A 19924-nucleotide genomic window follows, 5' to 3' on the forward strand; every position below is an offset into this window, starting at 1 on the left:
TGAAGAAAGCTAACCATGGCAAAAGCACCCAATAACCAGGCTGCCCAGCGCGTTCGCAAGAAGGTTCGCAAGAACGTTGCCGACGGTATCGCCCACGTCCACGCTTCGTTCAACAACACCATCATCACGATCACTGATCGCCAAGGTGGTGCGCTGTCTTGGGCGTCGTCGGGCGGCCAGGGCTTCAAGGGCTCGCGCAAGTCCACGCCTTTCGCTGCCCAGGTGGCTGCCGAAGTGGCTGGCCGCGCTGCCCAAGAGCAAGGCATCAAGAACCTGGACGTCAAGATCAAGGGCCCGGGCCCGGGTCGCGAATCGTCGGTGCGCGCTCTGGCTGCGCTCGGCATCCGCATCAACTCGATCTCTGACGTGACGCCGGTGCCGCACAACGGTTGCCGTCCGCAGAAGCGCCGCCGCATCTAAGCGGTGCTGCTGAACGGTCGCGATTAGTGCGATAATCTCCGGTTCGTTCAGAACACGCCGGCTGGTGCGCGAGCGCCAGCCGGCCGTTTTGCTGAGGGGCTGAAACGCACCTCGGCGGGTCACGGTGGAAACGCCGACCCGGTTGAAGTCTCTGACTTCTTGAAGCCCACCGTCCGAGCCTACAAAAACACCGGCCGGACTCGCGCGTTGCACGGAATGTCTCCGAGCTCGCGTCAGATTGATGAAGGACACGCAAAGTGGCACGTTACCTCGGCCCGAAGGCCAAACTTTCCCGCCGTGAAGGCACCGACCTGTTCCTGAAGAGCGCCCGCCGCGCCATCAGCGACAAGGCCAAGTTCGACACGAAGCCTGGCCAGCACGGCCGCACCTCGGGTCAGCGCACGTCTGACTTCGGCCTGCAGCTGCGCGAGAAGCAGAAGGTCAAGCGCATGTATGGCGTGCTGGAGCGTCAGTTCCGCCGCTACTTCGCTGAAGCCGAGCGCCGCAAGGGTTCGACCGGTGTCAACCTGCTGGTGCTGCTGGAATCGCGCCTGGACAACGTCGTCTATCGCATGGGCTTCGGCTCGACCCGCGCGGAAGCCCGCCAGCTGGTCTCGCACAAGAGCATCACCGTGAATGGCGAAGTCGTGAACATCGCCTCCTACCTGGTGAAGGCCGGTGACGTGGTCGCCGTGCGTGAGAAGTCCAAGAAGCAGCTGCGCATCATCGACAGCCTGAAGCTGGCCGAGTCGATCGGTCTGCCGGCCTGGGTGGCCGTGGACGCCACGAAGCTGGAAGGCATCTTCAAGAAGACGCCGGATCGCGACGAGTTCGGCGCCGAGATCAACGAGTCGCTGATCGTTGAGCTGTACTCGCGTTAATTCTTTCGTGCCTGCCGAGCGGCCCTGCAAGGGCCTGCTCGGCTTTTCCTCGTCCGGGCTCGCCAGCTGTTTAGGGGCGCGCCTGGTTGGTCCCTCAGCCTTATCGGTGTAACGAACCGAGGGTATTGAAAGAAAGACCTCATGCAAACGAATTTGCTCAAACCCAAATCCATCACTGTGGAGCCCCTGGGCGGTCATCGCGCCAAGGTGATCCTGGAGCCGTTCGAACGCGGCTATGGCCACACGCTGGGCAACGCCCTGCGTCGCGTGCTGCTGTCCTCGATGGTGGGTTATGCGCCGACGGAAGTGACGATCGCGGGCGTGCTGCACGAGTACTCCGCCATCGACGGCGTTCAGGAAGATGTGGTCCACATCATGCTGAACCTCAAGGGCGTGGTGTTCCGTCTGCACAACCGTGAGGAAGTGACCCTGGTCCTGCGCAAGGAAGGCGAAGGCCCGGTCACGGCCGCCGACATCCAGACCCCGCACGACGTCGAGATCATCAACCCGGATCACGTCATCGCCCACCTGTCGCAAGGCGGCAAGCTGGACATGCAGATCAAGGTCGAGAAGGGTCGCGGCTACGTGCCCGGCAACATGCGCCGCTATGGCGACGAGCCGACCAAGGCCATCGGCCGCATCGTGCTGGACGCCTCGTTCAGCCCGGTGAAGCGCGTCAGCTACGCCGTCGAGAACGCCCGCGTCGAGCAACGTACCGACCTGGACAAGCTGGTCATGGAGATCGAGACCAACGGCGCCATCTCGCCCGAGGAGGCGATCCGTGCTTCGGCCAAGATCCTGGTCGAGCAGATGGCCGTCTTCGCGCAGCTGCAGGGCACCGATCTGGTCGACGTGTTCGACCAGGCTCCGGCCGCCCGTTCCAGCAGCTTCGATCCGATCCTGCTGCGTCCGGTCGACGAGCTGGAACTGACCGTGCGCTCGGCCAACTGCCTGAAGGCCGAGAACATCTATTACATCGGTGACCTGATCCAGCGTACCGAGACCGAGCTGCTGAAGACCCCGAACCTGGGTCGCAAGTCGCTGAACGAAATCAAGGAAGTGCTCGCCTCGCGCGGCCTGACCCTGGGTTCGCGTCTCGAGAACTGGCCGCCCCAAGGTCTCGACAAGCGTTGATTTTTGAAAGAGGACGGGTCTGACGATCCGTCCGGTGCCCCCGGCAGTACCTGATCCGGCTGCTGGCAATAACTGAAGGAAGGAAAGCACCATGCGCCACCGTAACGGCCTCCGTAAACTGAACCGCACCAGTGAACACCGCGCCGCGATGTTCCGCAACATGGCGGTCTCGCTGCTGAAGCACGAAGCCATCAAGACCACGCTGCCCAAGGCGAAGGAACTGCGTCGCATCGTCGAGCCGCTGATCACCCTGGCCAAGGAAGCGACTGTCGCGAACCGCCGCCTGGCGTTCGACCGCCTGCGCGACCGCGACATCGTCGTGAAGCTGTTCAACGAACTGGGCCCGCGTTTCGCGACCCGTCCGGGCGGCTACACCCGCATCCTGAAGATGGGCTTCCGCGTGGGCGACAACGCCCCGATGGCGTACGTCGAGCTGGTGGACCGCCCTGACGCCGCCGAAGGCGAAGGCTCTGCTGAATAAGCAGCGACTCGCATCCGCTCAAAAGGCCAGCAGCAATGCTGGCCTTTTTTCTTGTGTGTCCGCGATACGCGCAACGCGGGCAGGGCATGGCGTCTGTCCAACGTCATGCGGGCCCGCTTGGCGCTAAGCTTCGCGCCTTTCCGACCTCACGGCGACGCGAGCCCACCGGCCTGCATGCGCCCCGCGTTCATGACCCCCATTGCCCTGATGCGACGCCTGTTGCCGGCGCTGTTCCTGCTGCTGGCGCTGGCCTCGGCCTTCCTTGCCGGACCGGCGCGCGCCGACGATTTCCTCGATCCCGAACAGGCTTTCAAGATCGATGTGCAGTTGACTGGAGATCGCGAGTTCCAGGTGAACTTCACGATCGCGCCCGGTTATTACATGTACCGCGACCAGTTCAAGCTGGACGCGACCGACGCGAAGTTCGGCGACATCGCCTGGCCGACCCCGAAGCGCAAGTTCGACGAGACCTTCCAGAAGGAGGTCGAGACCTATCGCGATCACCTGAGCATCAAGGTGCCGGTCGAGGCGCTGGCCGCTGGCCCGCTGAAGCTGGTGCTGACGGGACAGGGCTGCGCGGACAAGGGCCTGTGCTACCCGCCGATGAAGAGTCAGCTGACCCTCGGCCTGAAGGGCTTCGGTGGTGATGGGGCCGTGAAGGTCGGCGCGGCGCCGGATGCGCTCAGCGGCTTCGGCGTTGCCAATGCAGTGGCGGCCACGCCTGCCGACGCGTCTCCGGCAAAGGCAGCGGAAGATGCGCAGGCGTCGACCGCGAAGTCGCCGGTCGGATCGCCGCTCGACGATGTGCTCGCGTCCGGCCGGCTATGGCTGGTCATCGGCGCGTTCTTCGCCGCCGGCGTCCTGCTGTCGCTCACGCCCTGCGTCCTGCCGATGCTGCCGATCCTGTCCTCGATCATCGTGGGTCAGGGCGAGGCTCCGTCACGCGCCCGCGGCTTCTTCCTGGCGTTCAGCTATTCGCTCGGCATGGCGCTGCTCTACACGGCGCTGGGCGTGGCGGCAGGGCTCGCTGGCGGCGGTCTGGCGGCCTACCTGCAGAAGCCCTGGGTGCTGACCCTGTTTGCATTGCTGCTGGTCGGGTTCTCGCTGTCGATGTTCGGCGTCTACGAGATCCAGTTGCCCAGTCGCTTCACCGGCGGCGTCTCTGACGCCACGCAGCGCCTGCCCGCCGGCAAGTTCGTCAGCGTGTTCGTCATGGGCGGCTTGTCCGCATTGATCGTCAGTCCTTGCGTGGCCGCGCCCTTGGCCGGCGCGTTGCTCTACATCAGCCAGACCGGCAATGTGGCAATTGGCGGTCTGGCGCTGTTCGCGCTCGCCTGGGGCATGAGCGTGCCACTGCTGCTCCTGGGACTCTCGGCCGGCACGCTGCTGCCGCGCGCAGGCGCGTGGATGGAAACGGTCAAGTACTTCTTCGGCCTGCTGCTGCTCTCGGTGGCGCTGTGGATCGTGCAACCGGTGCTGCCGCCGGTGATTGCTCAGCTCCTGTGGGGTGCGCTGCTGGTCGCTGTAGCGGCCCTTCTGGGGCTCTTCCAACGCACAGAGGGAAGCACTCCCCGCGTCTGGCTGCGAAAGAGTGTGGCGGTGGCTGCGATGGTGTTCGGCGTGGCGCAATTCATCGGCGTCGCCGCCGGCGGAACCGATACGTTGAAGCCACTGGCCGGCGTCGTGGGCGCCAGCAAGGTCACGGGTGTGGCGTCCGCATCGGAATCCTCAGCGGTCAGCTTCCGCAAGATCGCGACGGTCGCCGAGCTGGACGACGCGTTGCGCAGCGCCGGCAGACCGGTGATGCTCGACTTCTACGCCGACTGGTGCGTCTCGTGCAAAGAGATGGAGCGTTTCACCTTCACCGACGCGCGCGTGCAGGCCAAGTTGAACGGTGCTTTGCTGCTGAAGGCCGACGTCACCGCGAACAACGCTGGCGACCGGGAACTACTGAAGCGCTTCAAGCTCTTCGGCCCGCCGGGAACGATCTTCTTCGACGCGAAGGGCGAGGAACTGACCGGCGTGCGCGTGATCGGCTTCCAGGACGCCGAGCGCTTCCTGCAATCGCTGCAGGCCGCCGGCCTTTGATTCTGGAAAGACTGTCGCCGAAAGTTGAAGCGGCGGTCCTTTCCGTGCTACACTCTCATTCTTCAGTCGCGGGGTGGAGCAGTCTGGTAGCTCGTTGGGCTCATAACCCAAAGGTCGTAGGTTCAAATCCTGCCCCCGCAACCAGAATATTGAACGTTGTCCCAGGACGGCGTGGTTGAACGAAACGAAAGCCGATCAGGCGTTTGAGATCGTTCAACAAATCGGCAGATCAGCGTCATCGCTGGTCGCCGAGCGGTACAGCCGCGGGGTGGAGCAGTCTGGTAGCTCGTTGGGCTCATAACCCAAAGGTCGTAGGTTCAAATCCTGCCCCCGCAACCAATCGAACGAGGGCCCTCATGCGAGGGCCCTTTGTTTTTTCCGCGCGTCAACTGATCTTCAGCCGCGCGCCGTCATCCGGAGCGATCAGGCGCCCAATGACGGCGGCCGCGCCGAAGCCGTGTCGCGCGAAGACGTCCAGCACGTTGTCGACGGTTTCCGGTGCGCATGACACAAGCAGGCCGCCACTGGTCTGCGGATCGCTGACCAGTGCTTGTGTTTCCGCCGGCAGCGAGGCGGCAAGTGAGATCTCGGCGCCATAAGCGGACCAATTGCGTCCGGATGCTCCGGTGATCAGGCCCTCGGAGGCCAATGATCGAACGCCTTCGAGCAGGGGTACCGCCGCCCAATCGATCTCGATCCCGCAACGTGAGCCACGTGCGATCTCGAGCGCATGCCCCGCGAGGCCGAAGCCGGTCACGTCGGTCAGCGCGTGGACGCCGTCGAGTGCCGCCAGTTCGGGGCCCGGCGTGTTCAGCCGGGTGGTCGTCTCCAGCATCCGCTGGTAGGACGCGTCGTCGAGTCTGCCCTTCTTCAGCGCCGCCGACATCACACCCACGCCGAGCGCCTTGCCGAGCACGAGCACGTCGCCGGCCTTGGCGTCCGCGTTGCGCTTCACGCGCGAAGGGTGGACCAATCCGAGCGCGACCAGTCCGTAGATCGGTTCGACGGAATCGATCGTGTGCCCGCCGGCGATCGGGATGCCGGCCTGACGGCAGACGGAAGCGCCGCCCTCAAGGATGCGTCCGATCGTCGTTGCACTCAGCACGGCGATCGGCATGCCGACGAGGGCCAATGCCATGATCGGACGCCCGCCCATCGCGTAGACGTCGCTGATCGCATTGGTCGCGGCGATGCGGCCGAAGTCGTATGGGTCGTCGACGATCGGCATGAAGAAATCGGTCGTCGCCACCAGCGCCTGCTCATCGTTGAGCCGATAGACCGCTGCGTCGTCCGAGGTCTCGATGCCGACCAGCAGCTCCTTGGGCACCGGCAGGGCGTTCGTGCTCTTGAGGATCTCCGACAGTACGCCCGGTGCGATCTTGCATCCGCACCCTCCGCCGTGGGAGAGCGAGGTCAATCGCGGCTCAGAGGCCGGGGCTGGAGTGGGCGAGGTGGCGAGGGACGTCATGGCGCCGCAGCTTACCCCTGGCGCTTCAAACCAGCGAGGGTGTGGGGTGACCCGCCAGTCGGCGCTGCAGGGCGACAAAGGCCTCCATGGCGTGCCACAGCGGCACATAGCGGGACTCGTCGCCGTCGAGCGCTGCCAGCGCCAGGGCGCAGGCTTCGAGTGTGCTGCGCTGTGTGTCCGCATGGGCGCGGCGGATGGTGTAGCGCGAAGGCGGCGGCGCATCGAGGGCGAGTCGCGGCAGCGCCTTGAGCCAAGGGTTCAAGGCGAGCAGCCGGCGACTGCCGCGCCAGGTGCCGTCGAGCGCCACCAGCGTTGTCGTTGTGGCCTCCGCAGCCACCGAAGTTGTCTGATGGTTCGACGAACGTATCGGTGCTTCGCCGTGTGCCCTTGGATAGAGCAGGACCAGTCCATCGAGGGAAGGCGGTGGCTCGAAGCGCTCACCGACGCGTAACTCCACGCGCGACAGGCAACGCGCCAGCAGCGCGCCGGTTCCCTTCGCATGTCCCGCCTCGTCGGCGTCCTGGAGGATGAGCAGCGCTGCGCCGTTCTCGACCCGGCGCACGTAGGCGCACCAGCAAGCGACAAGCGGCCGTCCGCATCCCTCGCAGAGGGGGCGTCGGCCGCTCAGGCCACCGTCGGTGGCGGACATCGGAGGGTCAGCGCGGTTGGCGCGGGGGCCTGCGTCCGTCGTTCGGACGTCCTGGGCCGTCACGGCGCGGGCGGTCGCCGCGCGGACCTTGGCCCGGACCTCCAGGATGGCCGTCGCCTCGCGGTCCACCGCCACGACGTTGCTCACCGCCGCGAGGCGGGCGGTCATTGCGTTCCGGGCGCGGCGGCTGTTGCGCTTCTTCCTCGCGTGCCAGCTTCAGCTGGGCCTCCAGCTGTTCCTGGCTCAGGCCCTTCAACGCGCAGAAGTTCGCCGGCGTCAGCGTGGTGCGCGAGAAGTCGCGCAGCAGCTGCGCACGTTCCTGGCGGCCACGATCCTCCTCGGCGCGACGAGCGTCGGAGATGCCGCGGCGACGTGTCAGTTCTTCCTGGGCGGCGACTCTGTGTTCATCGCTGAGCTCGCCGGCCGGCTGGCCGTCCAGATCGAAGCGCGTCTTGGCGCGGGTCAGCGCAATCAGATAGCCGGTGCCGCCGGTGTAGCGACGCAGGAACGCCGACAACTGAGCCTTGGTGAACTGGCCAGGTGCGCGTTGCTGGATGTCTGACTGCACGCGCAGCTTCAGCGGCTTGGCGCCGCCGGCGAACAACGCGGGGAACAGTGCCTTCAGCTGCGTGGCGACCGCCTGGACATCGACTCGGCCGCCGTCGGCCGCCTTCGCCTGGCCGGGCGCTGCTTCGCTGGGAGCGGCATCGCTGGCGTCGGCGCTCGCGCCGGCCTCGTCGGAGGCCTCGACCGCTTCGGGAGCGGACGACAACGCCTCCGACGCTGGTGCCGTCGGCGCGGCGTCAGTCGTTTCGGTGGCGGGGACCTTCTGATCGGGGAACTCGGGAGAGGTCACTTCGCCTTGCGGCGGGGTGCTGGAGGACATGCATCAAGCGGCGCGGGGCCGGCCTTCGGGGAAAAGGGGGGATTGTGCCCATAGCCGCGCGGGCGTGGCAATTCGCGCTGATCGACGGAAGTCGTCCGTCCTGCCTGAAGGCGACTTCCGGGGGTGAAATCAGGTCTTCGGTTCGCAGGCGGGCTTGCAGATCAGTTCGGTCCGGCCCAGGATCCGCTTGGACTGCAGGCTGCTCGGCGGCCGGTGGCGGCCGCACTTGAAGCAGGAGCGGGTCTGGCCGCTGCCCTGGAACGGCGACCCTCCCAGCTTGGAGGCATAGCGCAAGCCGTCATCCCGAACGGCGGTGCAGGTGTCTTTGCTCATGGTCTCGCTTCGCTTGGCGCTCTTGTTCGCACCGGCGGGCTCGTGTCCCGTCGGCGCATCGATTCCCTCGCCAACGATAGTAGGTGGGGCGTGTGACGCCCCGCTACATCGCTTGCCCGGGGGTGAAAGCACCGCCCGACGAACGGCGGCTTTTACGCCGACAATCGCCCGCTTGCCCGGCAGCCCGGGCGTTCGAGAACCATGGCCAAACTGTTTTTCCGCTACGCCGCGATGAATGCCGGCAAATCCACCGCCCTGCTGCAGGTCGCGCACAACTACGAGGAGCGCGGCCACGCGGTGCGCCTGTTCACCGCCGGGGTCGACGACCGTTACGGCAAGGGGATGGTCACTTCGCGACTGGGGCCGCAGCGGGTGGCGGAGGTGTTCAACGGCGAGACGGATTTCCGCGCGCTGCTCACCCAGTCGCCGGGCATCGCCTGCATCCTCGTCGACGAGGCGCAGTTCCTGACGAAGGACCAGGTGTGGTCGCTGCACGAGGTCGCGCACATGCGCCACGTGCCCGTCATCTGCTACGGCCTGCGGACGGACTTCCGCGGCGAGCTGTTCACCGGTTCGGCCGCGCTGCTGGCGCTCGCCGACGAGATGGACGAGATGAAGACCATCTGCGATTGCGGCCGCAAGGCCACGATGAACATGCGTGTCGACGCCACCGGTCGCAAGCAGACCGAAGGCGCGCAGGTCGAGATCGGCGGCAACTCCCGTTACCGCGCGGTCTGTGGACGCTGCTTCCGGGCGTCCTGAGGACAGCGTGTCCTGCGGCCGCCCGGCAACCGAGGCTTACTTCTTCGTCAGCTGCTCTTCCAGTTCCTTGCAGGAAGGAGCGCAGACTGGCTGGGACTTGCCCAGCAGCTTGCGGGACTTCAGCAGCGCCCGTGGGCGATGCTTGCCGCAGAGGAAGCACGACATGGTTGCCGCGCCAAACGAGGAGGTCGCCGCGAACGGCGAACCTGGAGCTTTAGAGCGATAGCGCAGACCATCGGCTTCGATGGTCGTCTTGGTCGTATCCTTGGCCACGCTGTTCCTGATCCTGATAAGAGTTTGAAATGCCGCGCCGTCCGTCCCAAGTTCCCCCCAGGGGCAGACGGCGAAACCCGTATTTTCCTATAAGCCGGGGCCTCCCCGTACCGGGGCATCGCTAATGACCTCGCGCGAAGGTCGCCCGAATCGGCTCCAAGAGACATTCGCCACCCTGCGCGGGCCCGCCGTTCCGCTGCTGGCGGACCCCCATCGGGGGGTGGTTGGCGCGTTCTAGGGAAAACACCTAGAATGCCGCCGCGCCGTTTCACCGTGGCGTCAACAACAAGGACACACAGGGAGCGAGCGCAGCGATGGAAAGGATCGAAGGGCTGTTTGCCGCCATGCGGGCGGCCAGTCAGGACATGGAATGGCCGGCGACCGAGGCCCGCGACAGCGGCTTGGAAGGCGGTCTGGAAAGCGGCCTGGAACACGGTTTGGAAAGCGCGGGCGATCGGGCCGAGCGTTATGCGCAGGCCGTCAGCGAGGCCCTGTGCGGCTACTTCCGCAGCTCGCACGCCAGCCTCTGGCTGCTGGACGGCGAGCCCGGCGAGTACCGTCTGCGCTGCCTCGGCGCGCACGCGGTCGACGGCGCGAGCGATCAGCGCCCGGTCTGCGAGCAGCGGGCCTATCCGGGCTACTTCGACGCCCTGCTGTCGGGCGGCGTCTTCAACTGCGCCGATGCCCAGGCCGATCCCCGGCTGAGCGGGCTGGAGCCTCCGCCGACCTGGCGCGCGATGCTGGACGTGTCGGGCCAGATCAACGGCAAGACCTTCGGCGTGATCGCCCTCGGGCAGCGCGACACCGCGCGGGTCTGGACGAAGCGCGAAGAGCTCGACCTGCGTCGCGCCACGGCGAAAGCCTGCCTCCACCTGCACGCGCTCCGGAACGAGCTCGAGACGGTCTGATCCAGGGCGCGCCTGCCACGGCGCGCTCGTCCACACTCAACTTCGACCGACCGGTCGGATTAATCTCTTGCGAAATGTCAATGCGGCATCCACTGACGGACCGCTGAACGCTTCCCGCTAGAGTCGGTCGCCACACGTCCCCATGGACGACCAACCCCCGGGCGACGGCCTTCGGAGCGGTCGCGACGGCGCCGGCATGCATCGGCGACGCGCGGTCAACGGCCTTTGCCCGGTACCACGACAGGAGACAAGGTGGACGGGGCGATTGCAAGCATCCTGGTGCTGGACGGGGTGACCAACGGCGCGATCTATGCGCTGCTGGCGCTGGCCCTGGTCCTGGTCTTCGCGGTCACGCGGGTGATCTTCATCCCGCAGGGGGAGTTCGTCGCGTTCGGCGCGCTGACGCTGGCGGGCCTGCAGCTCGGGCACACGCCGCTGACGATCCACTTCCTGATCGCGATGGCGCTGCTGGCCGCGGTCCTGGATCTGATCGCGGCTGCTCGTGCCGGACGGATCGCCGCCGAGTGGATCCCCATCGCGCTGAGGGCCCTCCCGGGCGTGGCCATCGGCTTGTGCGCGCTCTGGCTGGCGCCGATGAAGCTGCCGCTGGTGGCGCAGGCGCTGCTGACGCTGGCGGTGGTGACGCCGATGGGCGGGCTGCTCTACCGGCTGGCCTACCAGTCGCTGGCGGACGCGTCGGTGCTGGTGCTGCTGATCGTCTCGGTCGGCGTGCACTTCGCGCTGACCGGGCTGGGCCTGGTGTTCTTCGGCGCCGAGGGCTCGCGCAACCCGAGCTTCTGGGACGCAAGCTACTCGGCGGGACCGCTGATGTTCTCGGGCCAGACGCTCATCATCGTGATGGCCTCGGCCGCGCTGATCGTCGGGTTGTGGCTGTTCTTCGAGAAGAGCCTCTACGGCAAGGCGTTGCGGGCGACCGCGGTGAACCGCCTCGGCGCGCGGCTGATGGGCATCTCCAGCGCCTCCGCCGGCCGGCTGTCGTTCACGCTGGCCGCCTTCATCGGTGCGCTGTCGGGCATCCTCATCAGCCCCACGACGACGATCTTCTACGACAGCGGTTTCCTCATCGGCCTGAAAGGTTTCGTCGCCGCCGTCTTCGCGGGCCTGTCGAGTTATCCGGGCGCCGCGCTCGGCGCGCTGCTGGTCGGACTGATCGAATCGTTCAGCTCCTTCTGGGCCAGCGCCTTCAAGGAGGTCATCGTCTTCACCTCCATCCTGCCGGTGCTGCTGTGGCGCAGCTGGCGCGACCCGCACCACGAGGAGCACTGACGTGGCCGTCTCCGATCCCTCCGCCGTGAAGGCCGCCGGCACGCCCGCTTCCGCCGCGGCTGCTTCGAAAGTCCCCCGCCCGTGGTCTCGCCGCATCGTGCCGGCGCTGCTGCTGGCCGTGCTGGCGGTGCTGCCGCTGCTGCCGGTCCCCGAGTTCTGGATCACCCAGCTCAACTACATCGGCATGTTCGCGCTCGTCGCCTTGGGGCTGGTGCTGCTGACCGGCGTCGGCGGGCTGACCTCGTTCGGGCAGGCCGCCTTCGTCGGGGTCGGCGCGTACACGACGGCGCTGCTGAGCGCGCGCTACGGGCTGTCGCCGTGGATCGGCCTGGCCGCGGGCCTCGCGATCACGCTGGGCATCGCGCTTGTGCTGGCCCTGATCACGCTGCGGATGTCGGGCCACTACCTGCCGCTCGCGACGATCGCCTGGGCGCTGAGCCTGAACTTCACCATCGCCAACATGGAGTCGCTCGGCAAGTACGACGGCCTGCTCGGCGTGCCGGCGATCACGCTGTTCGGCGTCAGCCTGGCGGACGGCCGCGCGATCTACTACCTGATCTGGCTGTTCGCGATCCTGGGCGCGATCGCCGTGCGCAACCTGCTGGACTCGCGCCCGGGGCGGGCGATCCGGGCGCTCGGCGGCGCGACCATGATGGCCGAATCGATGGGGGTCTCGACCTTCCGCTACAAGGTCGTCGTCTTCCTGATCGCCGCGCTGCTGGCGTCGGTATCGGGGTGGTTGTTCGCGCATGTCCAACGCACGGTGAACCCGAGCCCCTTCGGCCTGAAGATGGGCATCGAATACCTGTTCATGGCCGTCGTCGGCGGCGTCTCGAGCGTCTGGGGCGCCTTCGTCGGCGCGGGCGTGTTCAAGATCATCGAGGACCAGCTTAAGGAGCTGTTGCCCGCACTGCTCGGCAGCAACGGCAACTTCGAGATCATCGTGCTCGGCGTCGTGCTGGTGCTGATGCTGAAGTACGCGCCCAAGGGCCTCTGGCCGTCGCTGCAGACGGCGCTGTCGCGCTGGTGGCCCGCGCGTCCGCGCGAGCGGAATTGGGAAGGTGCCGCGCCGCTGGCGTCGCGCGCGAAGCCGCAGGCCGGATCGGTGCTGCTGAAGCTCGACAAGCTGCGCAAGCAGTTCGGCGGACTGGTCGCCGTGAACGATGTCAGCTTCGAGCTGCGCGCCGGCGAGATCATGGGCCTGATCGGCCCGAACGGGGCCGGCAAGTCGACGACCTTCAACCTGGTCTCCGGCGTGCTGGGTGCGACCAGCGGCGAGCTGCGCTTCGCCGGCGAACTCATCACGGGCCTGCCCGCGCGCCAGATCGCGCGTCGCGGCATGTCGCGCACCTTCCAGCACGTGAAGATGATCGCGGACATGACGGTGCTGGAGAACGTCGCTCTGGGCGGCTACCTGCGCTCGCACAGCGGCACGACGCGGGCGATGCTGCGGCTCGATCGCGCGGAGGAGAAGCGCCTCTTCGCCGAAGCCGAGTCGCAGCTGCGCCGCATCGGCATGCAGGACCATCTGCATGAACTCGCGGGGAACCTGGCGCTCGGACCGCAGCGACTGATGGAGATCGCCCGGGCGCTGTGCAGCGACCCCTCGCTGCTGCTGCTCGACGAGCCCGCCGCAGGCCTGCGCCACAAGGAGAAGCAGGCGCTGGCGGCGGTGCTGCGCCAGCTGCGCGCCGAAGGCATGAGCATCCTGCTGGTCGAGCACGACATGGACTTCGTGATGGGACTGACGGACCGCATCGTGGTGATGGAGTTCGGCACCAAGCTGATCGAGGGCACGCCCGCCGAGGTGCAGGCCAGCCCCGAGGTGCGCGCCGCCTACCTGGGAACGGAACACTGACATGAGCGACTTGCTGAAGGTCAGCGGATTGCATGCGGGCTACGGCCGCGCCGAGGTGCTGACGGGGCTGGACCTGCGGTTGCGCGAAGGCGAGGTCGTCACCGTCGTCGGTCCGAACGGCGCGGGAAAGAGCACGACGCTGAACGCGCTGATGGGCGTGCTGCCGGCGCGCGGCCAGATCGTGTTCGACGGCGAGGACATCCAGGGCCTGGGCCTGGAGGACCGCGTGATGAAGGGCCTCGCGCTGGTGCCTGAGAAACGCGAGCTGTTCACGACGATGTCGGTCGAGGACAACCTGGTGCTTGGCGGCTTCCGCCCCATGCGCCTGGGCGTGAAGGGCTGGCGCGACGAGTTGGAGCGCGTCTACGCGCTGTTCCCGCGTTTGAAGGAGCGTCGCGCGCAACTGGCCGGGACCTTGTCCGGCGGCGAACGGCAGATGCTCGCAGTCGGCCGGGCGCTGATGGCGCGCCCCAAGCTGCTGATGCTCGACGAACCCAGCCTGGGCCTGGCGCCGCTGATCGTGAAGGAGGTGTTCCGCATCGTCGCGCAGCTGCGCGAGGCGGGCGTCTCCATCCTGCTGATCGAGCAGAACGCCCGTGCCGCGCTGGAGGTCGCCGACTACGCCTACGTGCTGGAGACCGGCGAGATCGCGCTCGAAGGCCGGGCCGCCGATCTGGCCAAGGATCCCCGGGTGATCGAGACCTATCTGGGCGCGAGTCGCCAGGCGCCGTGAGTCGCTCCGCGGTTCGCCGCGGCGTGACGGAAACGGCGTACGCCCGCGCCGCACACCCCGAATCGGGGGGAGAAGCGTGACGCCCGTGAAACACCCGTGCGGGGGCGGCCGACCATAATTCGGCCAATCCCCGCCATGGCTCTGCTGTCCTCCCTCCGCAAACTGCTCTCCGGTTCCGGCGACACCAAGTCGACGGGCGGAGCGTCCGCCACCGGCGGAACGTCGAAGGGCGCGGCCGCCACGCCCGCGTCGGCCCAGCCGGCCGGCGCCCCGATCGCGCCCGTGCTCTCGCCGGTGTCTTCGCACTCGCAGGGCCCCGGCATGATGTCGACCCAGACGGCCGTCTACACCGGCGGGGACATCGTGTTCCCCAGTCTCGACGCGTCGCCGGAATGGCTGCACTTCAGCACCCGGCTGTTCGGGCTGTCGCGTCTGAAGGATGTGCCGCCGTCCTCGGGCGAACAGGGCCTGATGCAACGTCTGCAGGCGCAGCGCGGGTCGCAATGGGCCGACCTGCTGCCCCGCTTGCCCGCCGTCCTGCCGCAACTGATGCGCCTCGTGCGCCGCGGCAACGTGTCGTCGTCGGAACTCGCGCAGCTGATGTCGCGTGATCCGAGTCTCGTGGGCGAGCTGATGCGGCTGGCCAACTCGCCCCGCTATCGCACCGAGCGCGAGATCACCGATCTCGCCGGCGCGGTGATGGTGCTCGGCCAGCAGGGGCTGGACCAGTTGGTGATGAGCGTCGCGATGCGGCCGCTCTTCCATCACGGCAAGGGCCGTTACGGCAGCCGCTCCGGCACGCTGCTGTGGGACCTGAGCGAGCGCACCGCGTTCGCGACCGCACGTCTGGCGAATGCGGGCGACGACGAGTTCTCCGCCTACCTCGCCGGGCTCAGTTCCCAGCTCGGTCTGATGGCCTTGCTGCGGGCGCTGGACGGGATGTCCGCGCCGTCGGTGCCGCCGCTGGATCGCGAAGGCCTGCATCGCCAGCTGCTGCCGCTGACGGCGGCGTGGTCGGCGCAGATCGTCGAGCATTGGGGCTTCCCGCCCCAGGTCGCCGAAGCGCTGGCGCCGCGTCCGGGCCGGGGCGCAGAGTCCATCGTGCTGGCCCACCTGGTGCGGCAGGCACAGGCGGTGGCGCTGCGTCAGCTGATGCAGCCGGGACTGCAGCCTGCGCAGCTGGGCGACTGGTCCGCCGCGCAGCAGCGCTGCTACGCGGATCTCGAACGCGAGTTCAACGCCGGCGCTTCCTGAGCGCTCAGAGCGACCTATCGCCGGCACCTCTCGCCAGCGGTATCGCCCGGGGGAGCGGGCGAGCCTTCAAGCGCCGCGGCTTCGCGCCAATCCCCAGGCCGTCAGTCCGAACACGCCTTCGAACAGCAAGGCCAACGCCGCAGCCGGCAGTGCGCCTGCGAGCAGCAGCGTCTGATCGTTCAACGCCAGTCCGGTGACGATGCGTTCCCCATATCCCCCGGCGCCGATGAAGGCCGCCATCGTGGCGGTCCCGACGGACAGGCTGGTCGCCGTGCGCAGGCCCGCGAGCATCACCGGCAGCGCCAGCGGCAGTTGCACCGAACGCAGCACCTGACCCCGCGTCAGTCCGAGCGCGCGCGCCGCGGTCGTCAATCCTTCGGGCACTTCGCTGAGACCCACCGTGCAATTGCGCAGGACCGGCAGCAGCGCGTAGAGGGTGAGCGCGATCAATGCCGGCACCGGTCCGATCCGGTTCATCGCCCAGATGAGCAGCGCCAGCATCGCCAGGGAAGGCACGGTCTGCAGCAGCGCGCAGACGGCGAGCAGCGCCTCGCGCCAGCGCGGCCACGGGTGCAGCGCGACCGCGAGCGGCACACCCACCAGCGTGGCCAGCGCGACGGCGCCCAGGACCAGCGCCAGATGCTGCAAGGTGAGGCGTCCGAGATCCGGTCCGGTGAGTCTCGACCACAGACCGGACCTGGCCGTCTCGGCGCCCGGCGAAGACGAGGGCGCGGCCGATGCGGATCCGGATGCGGATGCGGATGCGGATGAGCCGGAGGCCGCAGACTTCTGACCGTGAGCCGCCAGGAACTCCCGTGCGATCGCATCGAACGGCTGCCGCTTGACCTCGGCCTGCGCGTTCATCGCGATCATGGCGGTTTCGTCGATGCGCCCCTGCAACTTCTGCAGCGCCGCCCAGGCGCGCGGATGCCGTTGCGGCAGATCGATGCGATACAGCAGCACCGCGTCGTAGCGCGGGAAGAAATGGCCGTCGTCCGCCAGCACCGTGAGGTCGAGCGCCGCGATCTGCGCGTCGGTCGTGTAGACGTCGGTGACGTCGATCTGTGCGTCGGCCAGCGCGCGGTAGGCGAGACCGTGATCGAGCCCCGTCGGCGACTGCGGCAGCGCGTAGCGCTTCGACAGGCCGGGCCAGCCGTCGGCGCGCCCCAGGAATTCATTGCTGAGGCCGAGCTTCAGCGCCGGCTGCGCCTTCAACTGCGACAGCGTGGTGAGCCCGAGTTCGCGCGCCTGTGCCGACCGCATCGCCAGCGCGTAGCCGTTGTTGAAGCCCAGCGGGACGCCGATCGCCAGGCCCAGCGGCCGCAGTTCCGCCTGCAGCTGTTCGAGCGGCGCGCCGGTGGCGGGGTGGCCGAGGATCTCGCGTTCGATCGTGCCCAGGTATTCGGGGTAGACGTCGATGCTGCCCGCCTTCAGCGCCGCGTGGACGATGGCGGTGTTGCCCAGTCCCTGGCGGACCTCGACCCCGGCGGACGGATCGTCGGCGCGCACCGTCTGCGCGAGGACCTCGGCCAGGATGTAGCTCTCGGTGAAGCGCTTCGAGCCGATGCGCAGCGGCTCCGCGGCCCAGGCGCCCGACGCGCCCGTCAGCGCCGCGCAGACCAGCAGGAGAAGGAGGGGCCGCAGCCGTCGGAGCAGCATCATCGGCGCAGCATAGTCGAGCCGGTCCGGGTGCGCGCCAGCGTGCGCAAGACCTGGCCCGCGAAGGCGTCGGCCGCCGCCGAGCCGGCCGACGCCTTGCTGCGCATCAGCACCACCGACATCGCCGGCAGCGAGGTCGCGGGCGGCATGCCGTGCCGCTCGTCGAGGAGTTCCATGCCCTCGGGCACGCTGCATCGCGTGAACAACGCGATCGCCAGGCCGCTCTCCACGGCGGCCAGCATGCCGGCGGGGCTGGCGCTGTCGCAGACGATGCGATGCGGCCGCTTCAGCGCGGCCAACGCGGACAGCGCCGCCTTGCGCGCGAGGCTGCCCGACTCGTAGACCGCGACGGGCAGCGGCGTCTGACGCCACGCCTCGAAGCGCGGCGCGCCGAACCAGGCCAGCGGTTCATCGAACAGCGGCTGACCGCGCCCCACGCGATCTCGCGTCACGACGGCCACGTCGACTTCGCCGCGCGTCACCCGCGGGATGAGCACCGTCGACTGCTGGCAGACCAGGGTCAGCTCCACCGCCGTGTGCCGGCCGGCGAAGTCGCGCAGGACCGGGGTGAGGTAGGGCAGGGCGTAGTCCTCCGGCACGCCGATGGTGAGCCGGCCGTGCAGCGTCTCGCGCCGCAGCGCCTGGACGGCCTCGTCATGCTGGGCGATCAGGCGGCGCGCGTGGCCCAGCAGCTCGCGCCCCGCCGGCGTCAGGTCCAGGCGTCGCGGCGTTCGCATCAGCACCGGTTGGCCGACCGCCTGTTCCAGCTTGGCGATCTGCATGCTCAGCGCGGATTGCGAGCGGTGCACCAACGCGCCCGCAGCCGTCAGCGAGCCGGCGTCCACCGCCGCGACGAAGGCGCGCAGCCAATCCAGTTGCAGGTCGGTCGAGGGCATCCGGTCCTCCGCCCAGCGGGCATCCATTCGATTCCGTGATGCTAAGCGTGAAGAGGATTCGCTTTGCCGAATGAAGGTGGCGACACAGACTCGACGGATGTCCTCATCGCTCGTTTCATCCCCCGCTTCTCCCTCCAGTGCGCTGGACCGACGCTCGCGCGAAGGCCAGGCGCTCATGGTCGGCGGCGGGCTGCTGCTCGGCACGATCGGCGTGTTCGTCGAGGAGGCGGGCCAGGATCCCGCCACGACGGTGTGGTTCCGCTGCGTGTTCGGCCTCGCGGCGCTGCTGCTGTGGGGCGCCGTGCGAGGCCAGCTCCGCGAGCTCGTGCGGCTGCGCGGCCGTGCGCTGGGCGCGGTGCTCGCCGTGGGGCTGCTCACGGTGGTGAACTGGGGGCTGTTCTTCGCGGCGATCCCGCGTTGTTCGATCGCCGTGTCGACGGTGGTGTTCCATGTGCAGCCCTTCTGGTTGATGGCGATGGGAGCGTTCTGGCTGCGCGAACGCGTCACCCGTGCGCAGTGGTCGGCGGCGGCCGTCGCGTTGTGCGGACTCACACTGGCGACAGGCATCGCGGACGAGTTGTTCGCTGCTGGCGGAGCGTGGACGGGGATGGCCGGCGGCGCCATGGGCCAGTCCGGCTATGCGCTGGGCATCGGGATGTGCCTGCTCGGTTCGGTGAGCTATGCGGCGGCCAGCTTCATCGCCAAGCTCGAAGCCGACCGCGCCGGATCGTTCGCGTTGTCGGCGGGCCAGTGCGTCGTGGGCGCGGTCGTGCTGCTGCCGTGGCCGCTGATGCACGGATTGCCGGCGTTCGGCGCATCCTGGGGTTGGCTGGCCGGACTCGGCGTGCTGCACACCGGCCTGGCCTATGTCGTGCTGTACGCCGGCATGGCAAGGCTGGGCACCGGTCGCATCGCGGTGCTGCAGTTCGTCTATCCGGGCACTGCCGTGCTGGTCGACTGGGCGGTCTACGGCCGAGCGCTGAGCCTCTCCCAGATGGTCGGTGTCGGCCTGATCGCCGCGGCACTGTGGACCCTGCGGCGCCGCGCCTGAGGAGGCGATCGCTCGGCCCGGGATTGCGGCGGCCTGTCCGTCCCAGGATGCAGTTGGTCGCCGCGGACGAGCGGCGGACCGCGCGGGTTCGTAGAGTGCATCGCACACCTCGAACCAGGGAGCATCCTGTGAACCAGCCGTCGAGCTCTTCGTCGCCATCGCCGTCGCCATCGCCTTCGTCGCTTCGGCCCGCCTTCGCTCCGACCGGCTTGCCGGCCGCCTCTGTGCGGAAGCCCCGCGCGGTGCTGCTGATCGGTGCGCTCACGCTGGCGCTCGGCGCCTGCGCGCAGCCCGCGCCGCCGCCGCCGGCCTCGGAAGGCTTCAGCGCCGGCATCACGGTCGACAGCAAGACCGACGGTTCCGAACTCGACACGCCGCTCTATCCCGGCGCCGTGCCCTACAAGGATCACGACGAAGACAAGTCCAGCGTGCAGATGAGCCTGTGGGGCGGCCTGTTCGGCATGCAGCTGGCGGCGGGGAAGTTCCAGAGCCGTGACGACGTCGACCGCATCGGCAGGTTCTATCGCCGCGCGTTGTCGCGCTACGGCACGCCGCTCGACTGCGGCGCCGCCGACGCGCCGCGGGGCAAGCCCAAGGACGGCGGTCCGTTGACCTGCGACGACGACAAGCCCGATGCGGGTGGTCAGCTCTACAAGGTTGGCCTGCCGAAGAACTTTCGCGTCGTCTCGGTGAAGCCTTTGCCGGACGGATCGACGCAGATCAGCGTCGCGCGGGTGCGCTTCCGGTGAACGCTCCCGGCAGGACCGCCGTGCGCCGCGGTCCCGGCCAGCTCAGCAAGCGGGCGAAGCGTTCGTCGACGCCATCGCCATCGCTGCTGTCCCCCGCCTCCGCGGTCTCCGGCGAACCTCAGTTCGAGGCGACCCCGGCAGACGAGCGCTCGAA

Annotated in this window: 20 protein-coding genes and 2 tRNA genes; 15 read left to right on the forward strand and 7 right to left on the reverse strand. The window is 68.1% G+C overall.

Features of this window, described 5'->3' with window-relative positions; all coding sequences use genetic code 11:
- Window positions 1–15: 15 nt before the first annotated feature.
- The 7 genes from rpsK (at window position 16) to ACQZ13_RS03410 (ending at window position 5343) form a co-directional block, all read left to right on the forward strand.
- The gene (gene rpsK, locus ACQZ13_RS03380; protein ID WP_088404621.1) at window positions 16–420 is read left to right on the forward strand and encodes a 30S ribosomal protein S11; all 405 of its coding nucleotides are present in this window, start codon (window positions 16–18) and stop codon (window positions 418–420) included.
- Window positions 421–677: 257 nt separating this feature from the next.
- Window positions 678–1301 (forward strand): 30S ribosomal protein S4, encoded by a 624-nt coding sequence (gene rpsD / locus ACQZ13_RS03385; protein WP_088404622.1) that lies wholly within the window; start codon window positions 678–680, stop codon window positions 1299–1301.
- Window positions 1302–1442: 141 nt separating this feature from the next.
- Complete coding sequence (locus tag ACQZ13_RS03390) at window positions 1443–2435, forward strand: DNA-directed RNA polymerase subunit alpha (protein WP_067278809.1); 993 nt, start codon at window positions 1443–1445, stop codon at window positions 2433–2435.
- Window positions 2436–2526: 91 nt separating this feature from the next.
- Window positions 2527–2916, forward strand: coding sequence for a 50S ribosomal protein L17 (rplQ, locus tag ACQZ13_RS03395; RefSeq protein ID WP_067278807.1), 390 nt, complete (start codon window positions 2527–2529; stop codon window positions 2914–2916).
- Between the two features lie 189 nt (window positions 2917–3105).
- Window positions 3106–5004, forward strand: coding sequence for a protein-disulfide reductase DsbD (gene dsbD, locus ACQZ13_RS03400; RefSeq protein WP_431049845.1), 1899 nt, complete (start codon window positions 3106–3108; stop codon window positions 5002–5004).
- A 67-nt stretch (window positions 5005–5071) separates the two neighbouring features.
- Window positions 5072–5148: transfer RNA gene (locus tag ACQZ13_RS03405), tRNA-Met, on the forward strand.
- A gap of 118 nt (window positions 5149–5266) precedes the next feature.
- Window positions 5267–5343 (forward strand) — tRNA-Met (locus ACQZ13_RS03410).
- Window positions 5344–5389: 46 nt separating this feature from the next.
- Here ACQZ13_RS03410 and selD read toward each other — a convergent pair.
- From selD to ACQZ13_RS03430, 4 genes are all read right to left on the reverse strand, one after another.
- Window positions 5390–6472, reverse strand: a complete 1083-nt coding sequence (gene selD / locus ACQZ13_RS03415) for a selenide, water dikinase SelD (RefSeq protein ID WP_431049846.1) — start codon at window positions 6470–6472, stop codon at window positions 5390–5392.
- Between the two features lie 25 nt (window positions 6473–6497).
- Window positions 6498–7121, reverse strand: coding sequence for a tRNA-uridine aminocarboxypropyltransferase (locus ACQZ13_RS03420; protein WP_431049847.1), 624 nt, complete (start codon window positions 7119–7121; stop codon window positions 6498–6500).
- 7 nt (window positions 7122–7128) lie between these two features.
- Entirely contained in the window at window positions 7129–8007 is an 879-nt protein-coding gene (locus ACQZ13_RS03425; RefSeq protein WP_431049848.1) for a ProQ/FINO family protein, read from the reverse strand.
- A 129-nt stretch (window positions 8008–8136) separates the two neighbouring features.
- A complete protein-coding gene (locus ACQZ13_RS03430; protein ID WP_088404626.1) occupies window positions 8137–8340 on the reverse strand; it encodes a hypothetical protein in 204 nt (67 codons plus the stop codon).
- A gap of 201 nt (window positions 8341–8541) precedes the next feature.
- Between ACQZ13_RS03430 and ACQZ13_RS03435 the strand changes: the two genes are divergently transcribed.
- The gene (locus ACQZ13_RS03435; RefSeq protein ID WP_088404627.1) at window positions 8542–9102 is read left to right on the forward strand and encodes a thymidine kinase; all 561 of its coding nucleotides are present in this window, start codon (window positions 8542–8544) and stop codon (window positions 9100–9102) included.
- A 36-nt stretch (window positions 9103–9138) separates the two neighbouring features.
- Here ACQZ13_RS03435 and ACQZ13_RS03440 read toward each other — a convergent pair whose 3' ends face one another.
- A complete protein-coding gene (locus ACQZ13_RS03440) occupies window positions 9139–9375 on the reverse strand; it encodes a hypothetical protein (protein WP_067278790.1) in 237 nt (78 codons plus the stop codon).
- A gap of 314 nt (window positions 9376–9689) precedes the next feature.
- Between ACQZ13_RS03440 and ACQZ13_RS03445 the strand changes: the two genes are divergently transcribed.
- From ACQZ13_RS03445 to ACQZ13_RS03465, 5 genes are all read left to right on the forward strand, one after another.
- Window positions 9690–10283: a GAF domain-containing protein gene (locus ACQZ13_RS03445; RefSeq protein ID WP_431049849.1), complete on the forward strand. Its 594-nt coding sequence runs from the start codon at window positions 9690–9692 to the stop codon at window positions 10281–10283.
- Between the two features lie 252 nt (window positions 10284–10535).
- Window positions 10536–11570: a branched-chain amino acid ABC transporter permease gene (locus ACQZ13_RS03450; RefSeq protein ID WP_431049850.1), complete on the forward strand. Its 1035-nt coding sequence runs from the start codon at window positions 10536–10538 to the stop codon at window positions 11568–11570.
- Between the two features lies 1 nt (window position 11571).
- Entirely contained in the window at window positions 11572–13428 is a 1857-nt protein-coding gene (locus tag ACQZ13_RS03455; protein ID WP_431049851.1) for an ABC transporter permease subunit, read from the forward strand.
- Between the two features lies 1 nt (window position 13429).
- Entirely contained in the window at window positions 13430–14161 is a 732-nt protein-coding gene (locus ACQZ13_RS03460; RefSeq protein ID WP_431049852.1) for an ABC transporter ATP-binding protein, read from the forward strand.
- 135 nt (window positions 14162–14296) lie between these two features.
- Window positions 14297–15415, forward strand: a complete 1119-nt coding sequence (locus ACQZ13_RS03465; protein ID WP_431049853.1) for an HDOD domain-containing protein — start codon at window positions 14297–14299, stop codon at window positions 15413–15415.
- A gap of 66 nt (window positions 15416–15481) precedes the next feature.
- On the opposite strand, the gene ACQZ13_RS03470 is transcribed toward ACQZ13_RS03465, so the two are convergent.
- Together ACQZ13_RS03470 and ACQZ13_RS03475 are read right to left on the reverse strand one after the other, a co-directional pair.
- Complete coding sequence (locus tag ACQZ13_RS03470) at window positions 15482–17077, reverse strand: glycine betaine ABC transporter substrate-binding protein (protein WP_431049854.1); 1596 nt, start codon at window positions 17075–17077, stop codon at window positions 15482–15484.
- Complete coding sequence (locus ACQZ13_RS03475; protein WP_431049855.1) at window positions 17074–17970, reverse strand: LysR family transcriptional regulator; 897 nt, start codon at window positions 17968–17970, stop codon at window positions 17074–17076. The genes ACQZ13_RS03470 and ACQZ13_RS03475 overlap by 4 nt, the downstream gene beginning before the upstream one ends.
- A 97-nt stretch (window positions 17971–18067) precedes the next feature.
- Here ACQZ13_RS03475 and ACQZ13_RS03480 point away from each other — a divergent pair, with 97 nt between their 5' ends.
- A complete protein-coding gene (locus ACQZ13_RS03480; RefSeq protein WP_431049856.1) occupies window positions 18068–19021 on the forward strand; it encodes a DMT family transporter in 954 nt (317 codons plus the stop codon).
- 224 nt (window positions 19022–19245) lie between these two features.
- Window positions 19246–19770 carry a hypothetical protein gene (locus ACQZ13_RS03485; protein WP_431049857.1) on the forward strand — a complete coding sequence of 175 codons (525 nt, stop codon included), beginning with the start codon at window positions 19246–19248 and terminating at the stop codon, window positions 19768–19770.
- Window positions 19771–19924 lie beyond the last annotated feature (154 nt).

Origin of the sequence: Roseateles sp. L2-2, assembly GCF_050613215.1 — a bacterium.
Lineage (GTDB): Bacteria > Pseudomonadota > Gammaproteobacteria > Burkholderiales > Burkholderiaceae_C > Roseateles > Roseateles noduli.

Excerpts from the sequence above, each read along its gene's own strand:
- ACQZ13_RS03460 (WP_431049852.1), top strand. The coding sequence starts at position 13,430 with ATGAGCGACTTGCTGAAGGTCAGCGGATTGCATGCGGGCTACGGCCGC.
- ACQZ13_RS03475 (WP_431049855.1), bottom strand. The coding sequence starts at position 17,970 with ATGCCCTCGACCGACCTGCAACTGGATTGGCTGCGCGCCTTCGTCGCG.
- rpsK (WP_088404621.1), top strand. The coding sequence starts at position 16 with ATGGCAAAAGCACCCAATAACCAGGCTGCCCAGCGCGTTCGCAAGAAG.
- ACQZ13_RS03430 (WP_088404626.1), bottom strand. The coding sequence starts at position 8,340 with ATGAGCAAAGACACCTGCACCGCCGTTCGGGATGACGGCTTGCGCTAT.
- rplQ (WP_067278807.1), top strand. The coding sequence starts at position 2,527 with ATGCGCCACCGTAACGGCCTCCGTAAACTGAACCGCACCAGTGAACAC.
- ACQZ13_RS03445 (WP_431049849.1), top strand. The coding sequence starts at position 9,690 with ATGGAAAGGATCGAAGGGCTGTTTGCCGCCATGCGGGCGGCCAGTCAG.
- ACQZ13_RS03480 (WP_431049856.1), top strand. The coding sequence starts at position 18,068 with ATGTCCTCATCGCTCGTTTCATCCCCCGCTTCTCCCTCCAGTGCGCTG.
- ACQZ13_RS03425 (WP_431049848.1), bottom strand. The coding sequence starts at position 8,007 with ATGTCCTCCAGCACCCCGCCGCAAGGCGAAGTGACCTCTCCCGAGTTC.
- ACQZ13_RS03390 (WP_067278809.1), top strand. The coding sequence starts at position 1,443 with ATGCAAACGAATTTGCTCAAACCCAAATCCATCACTGTGGAGCCCCTG.
- ACQZ13_RS03465 (WP_431049853.1), top strand. The coding sequence starts at position 14,297 with ATGGCTCTGCTGTCCTCCCTCCGCAAACTGCTCTCCGGTTCCGGCGAC.
- selD (WP_431049846.1), bottom strand. The coding sequence starts at position 6,472 with ATGACGTCCCTCGCCACCTCGCCCACTCCAGCCCCGGCCTCTGAGCCG.
- ACQZ13_RS03435 (WP_088404627.1), top strand. The coding sequence starts at position 8,542 with ATGGCCAAACTGTTTTTCCGCTACGCCGCGATGAATGCCGGCAAATCC.
- ACQZ13_RS03470 (WP_431049854.1), bottom strand. The coding sequence starts at position 17,077 with ATGATGCTGCTCCGACGGCTGCGGCCCCTCCTTCTCCTGCTGGTCTGC.
- ACQZ13_RS03420 (WP_431049847.1), bottom strand. The coding sequence starts at position 7,121 with ATGTCCGCCACCGACGGTGGCCTGAGCGGCCGACGCCCCCTCTGCGAG.
- dsbD (WP_431049845.1), top strand. The coding sequence starts at position 3,106 with ATGACCCCCATTGCCCTGATGCGACGCCTGTTGCCGGCGCTGTTCCTG.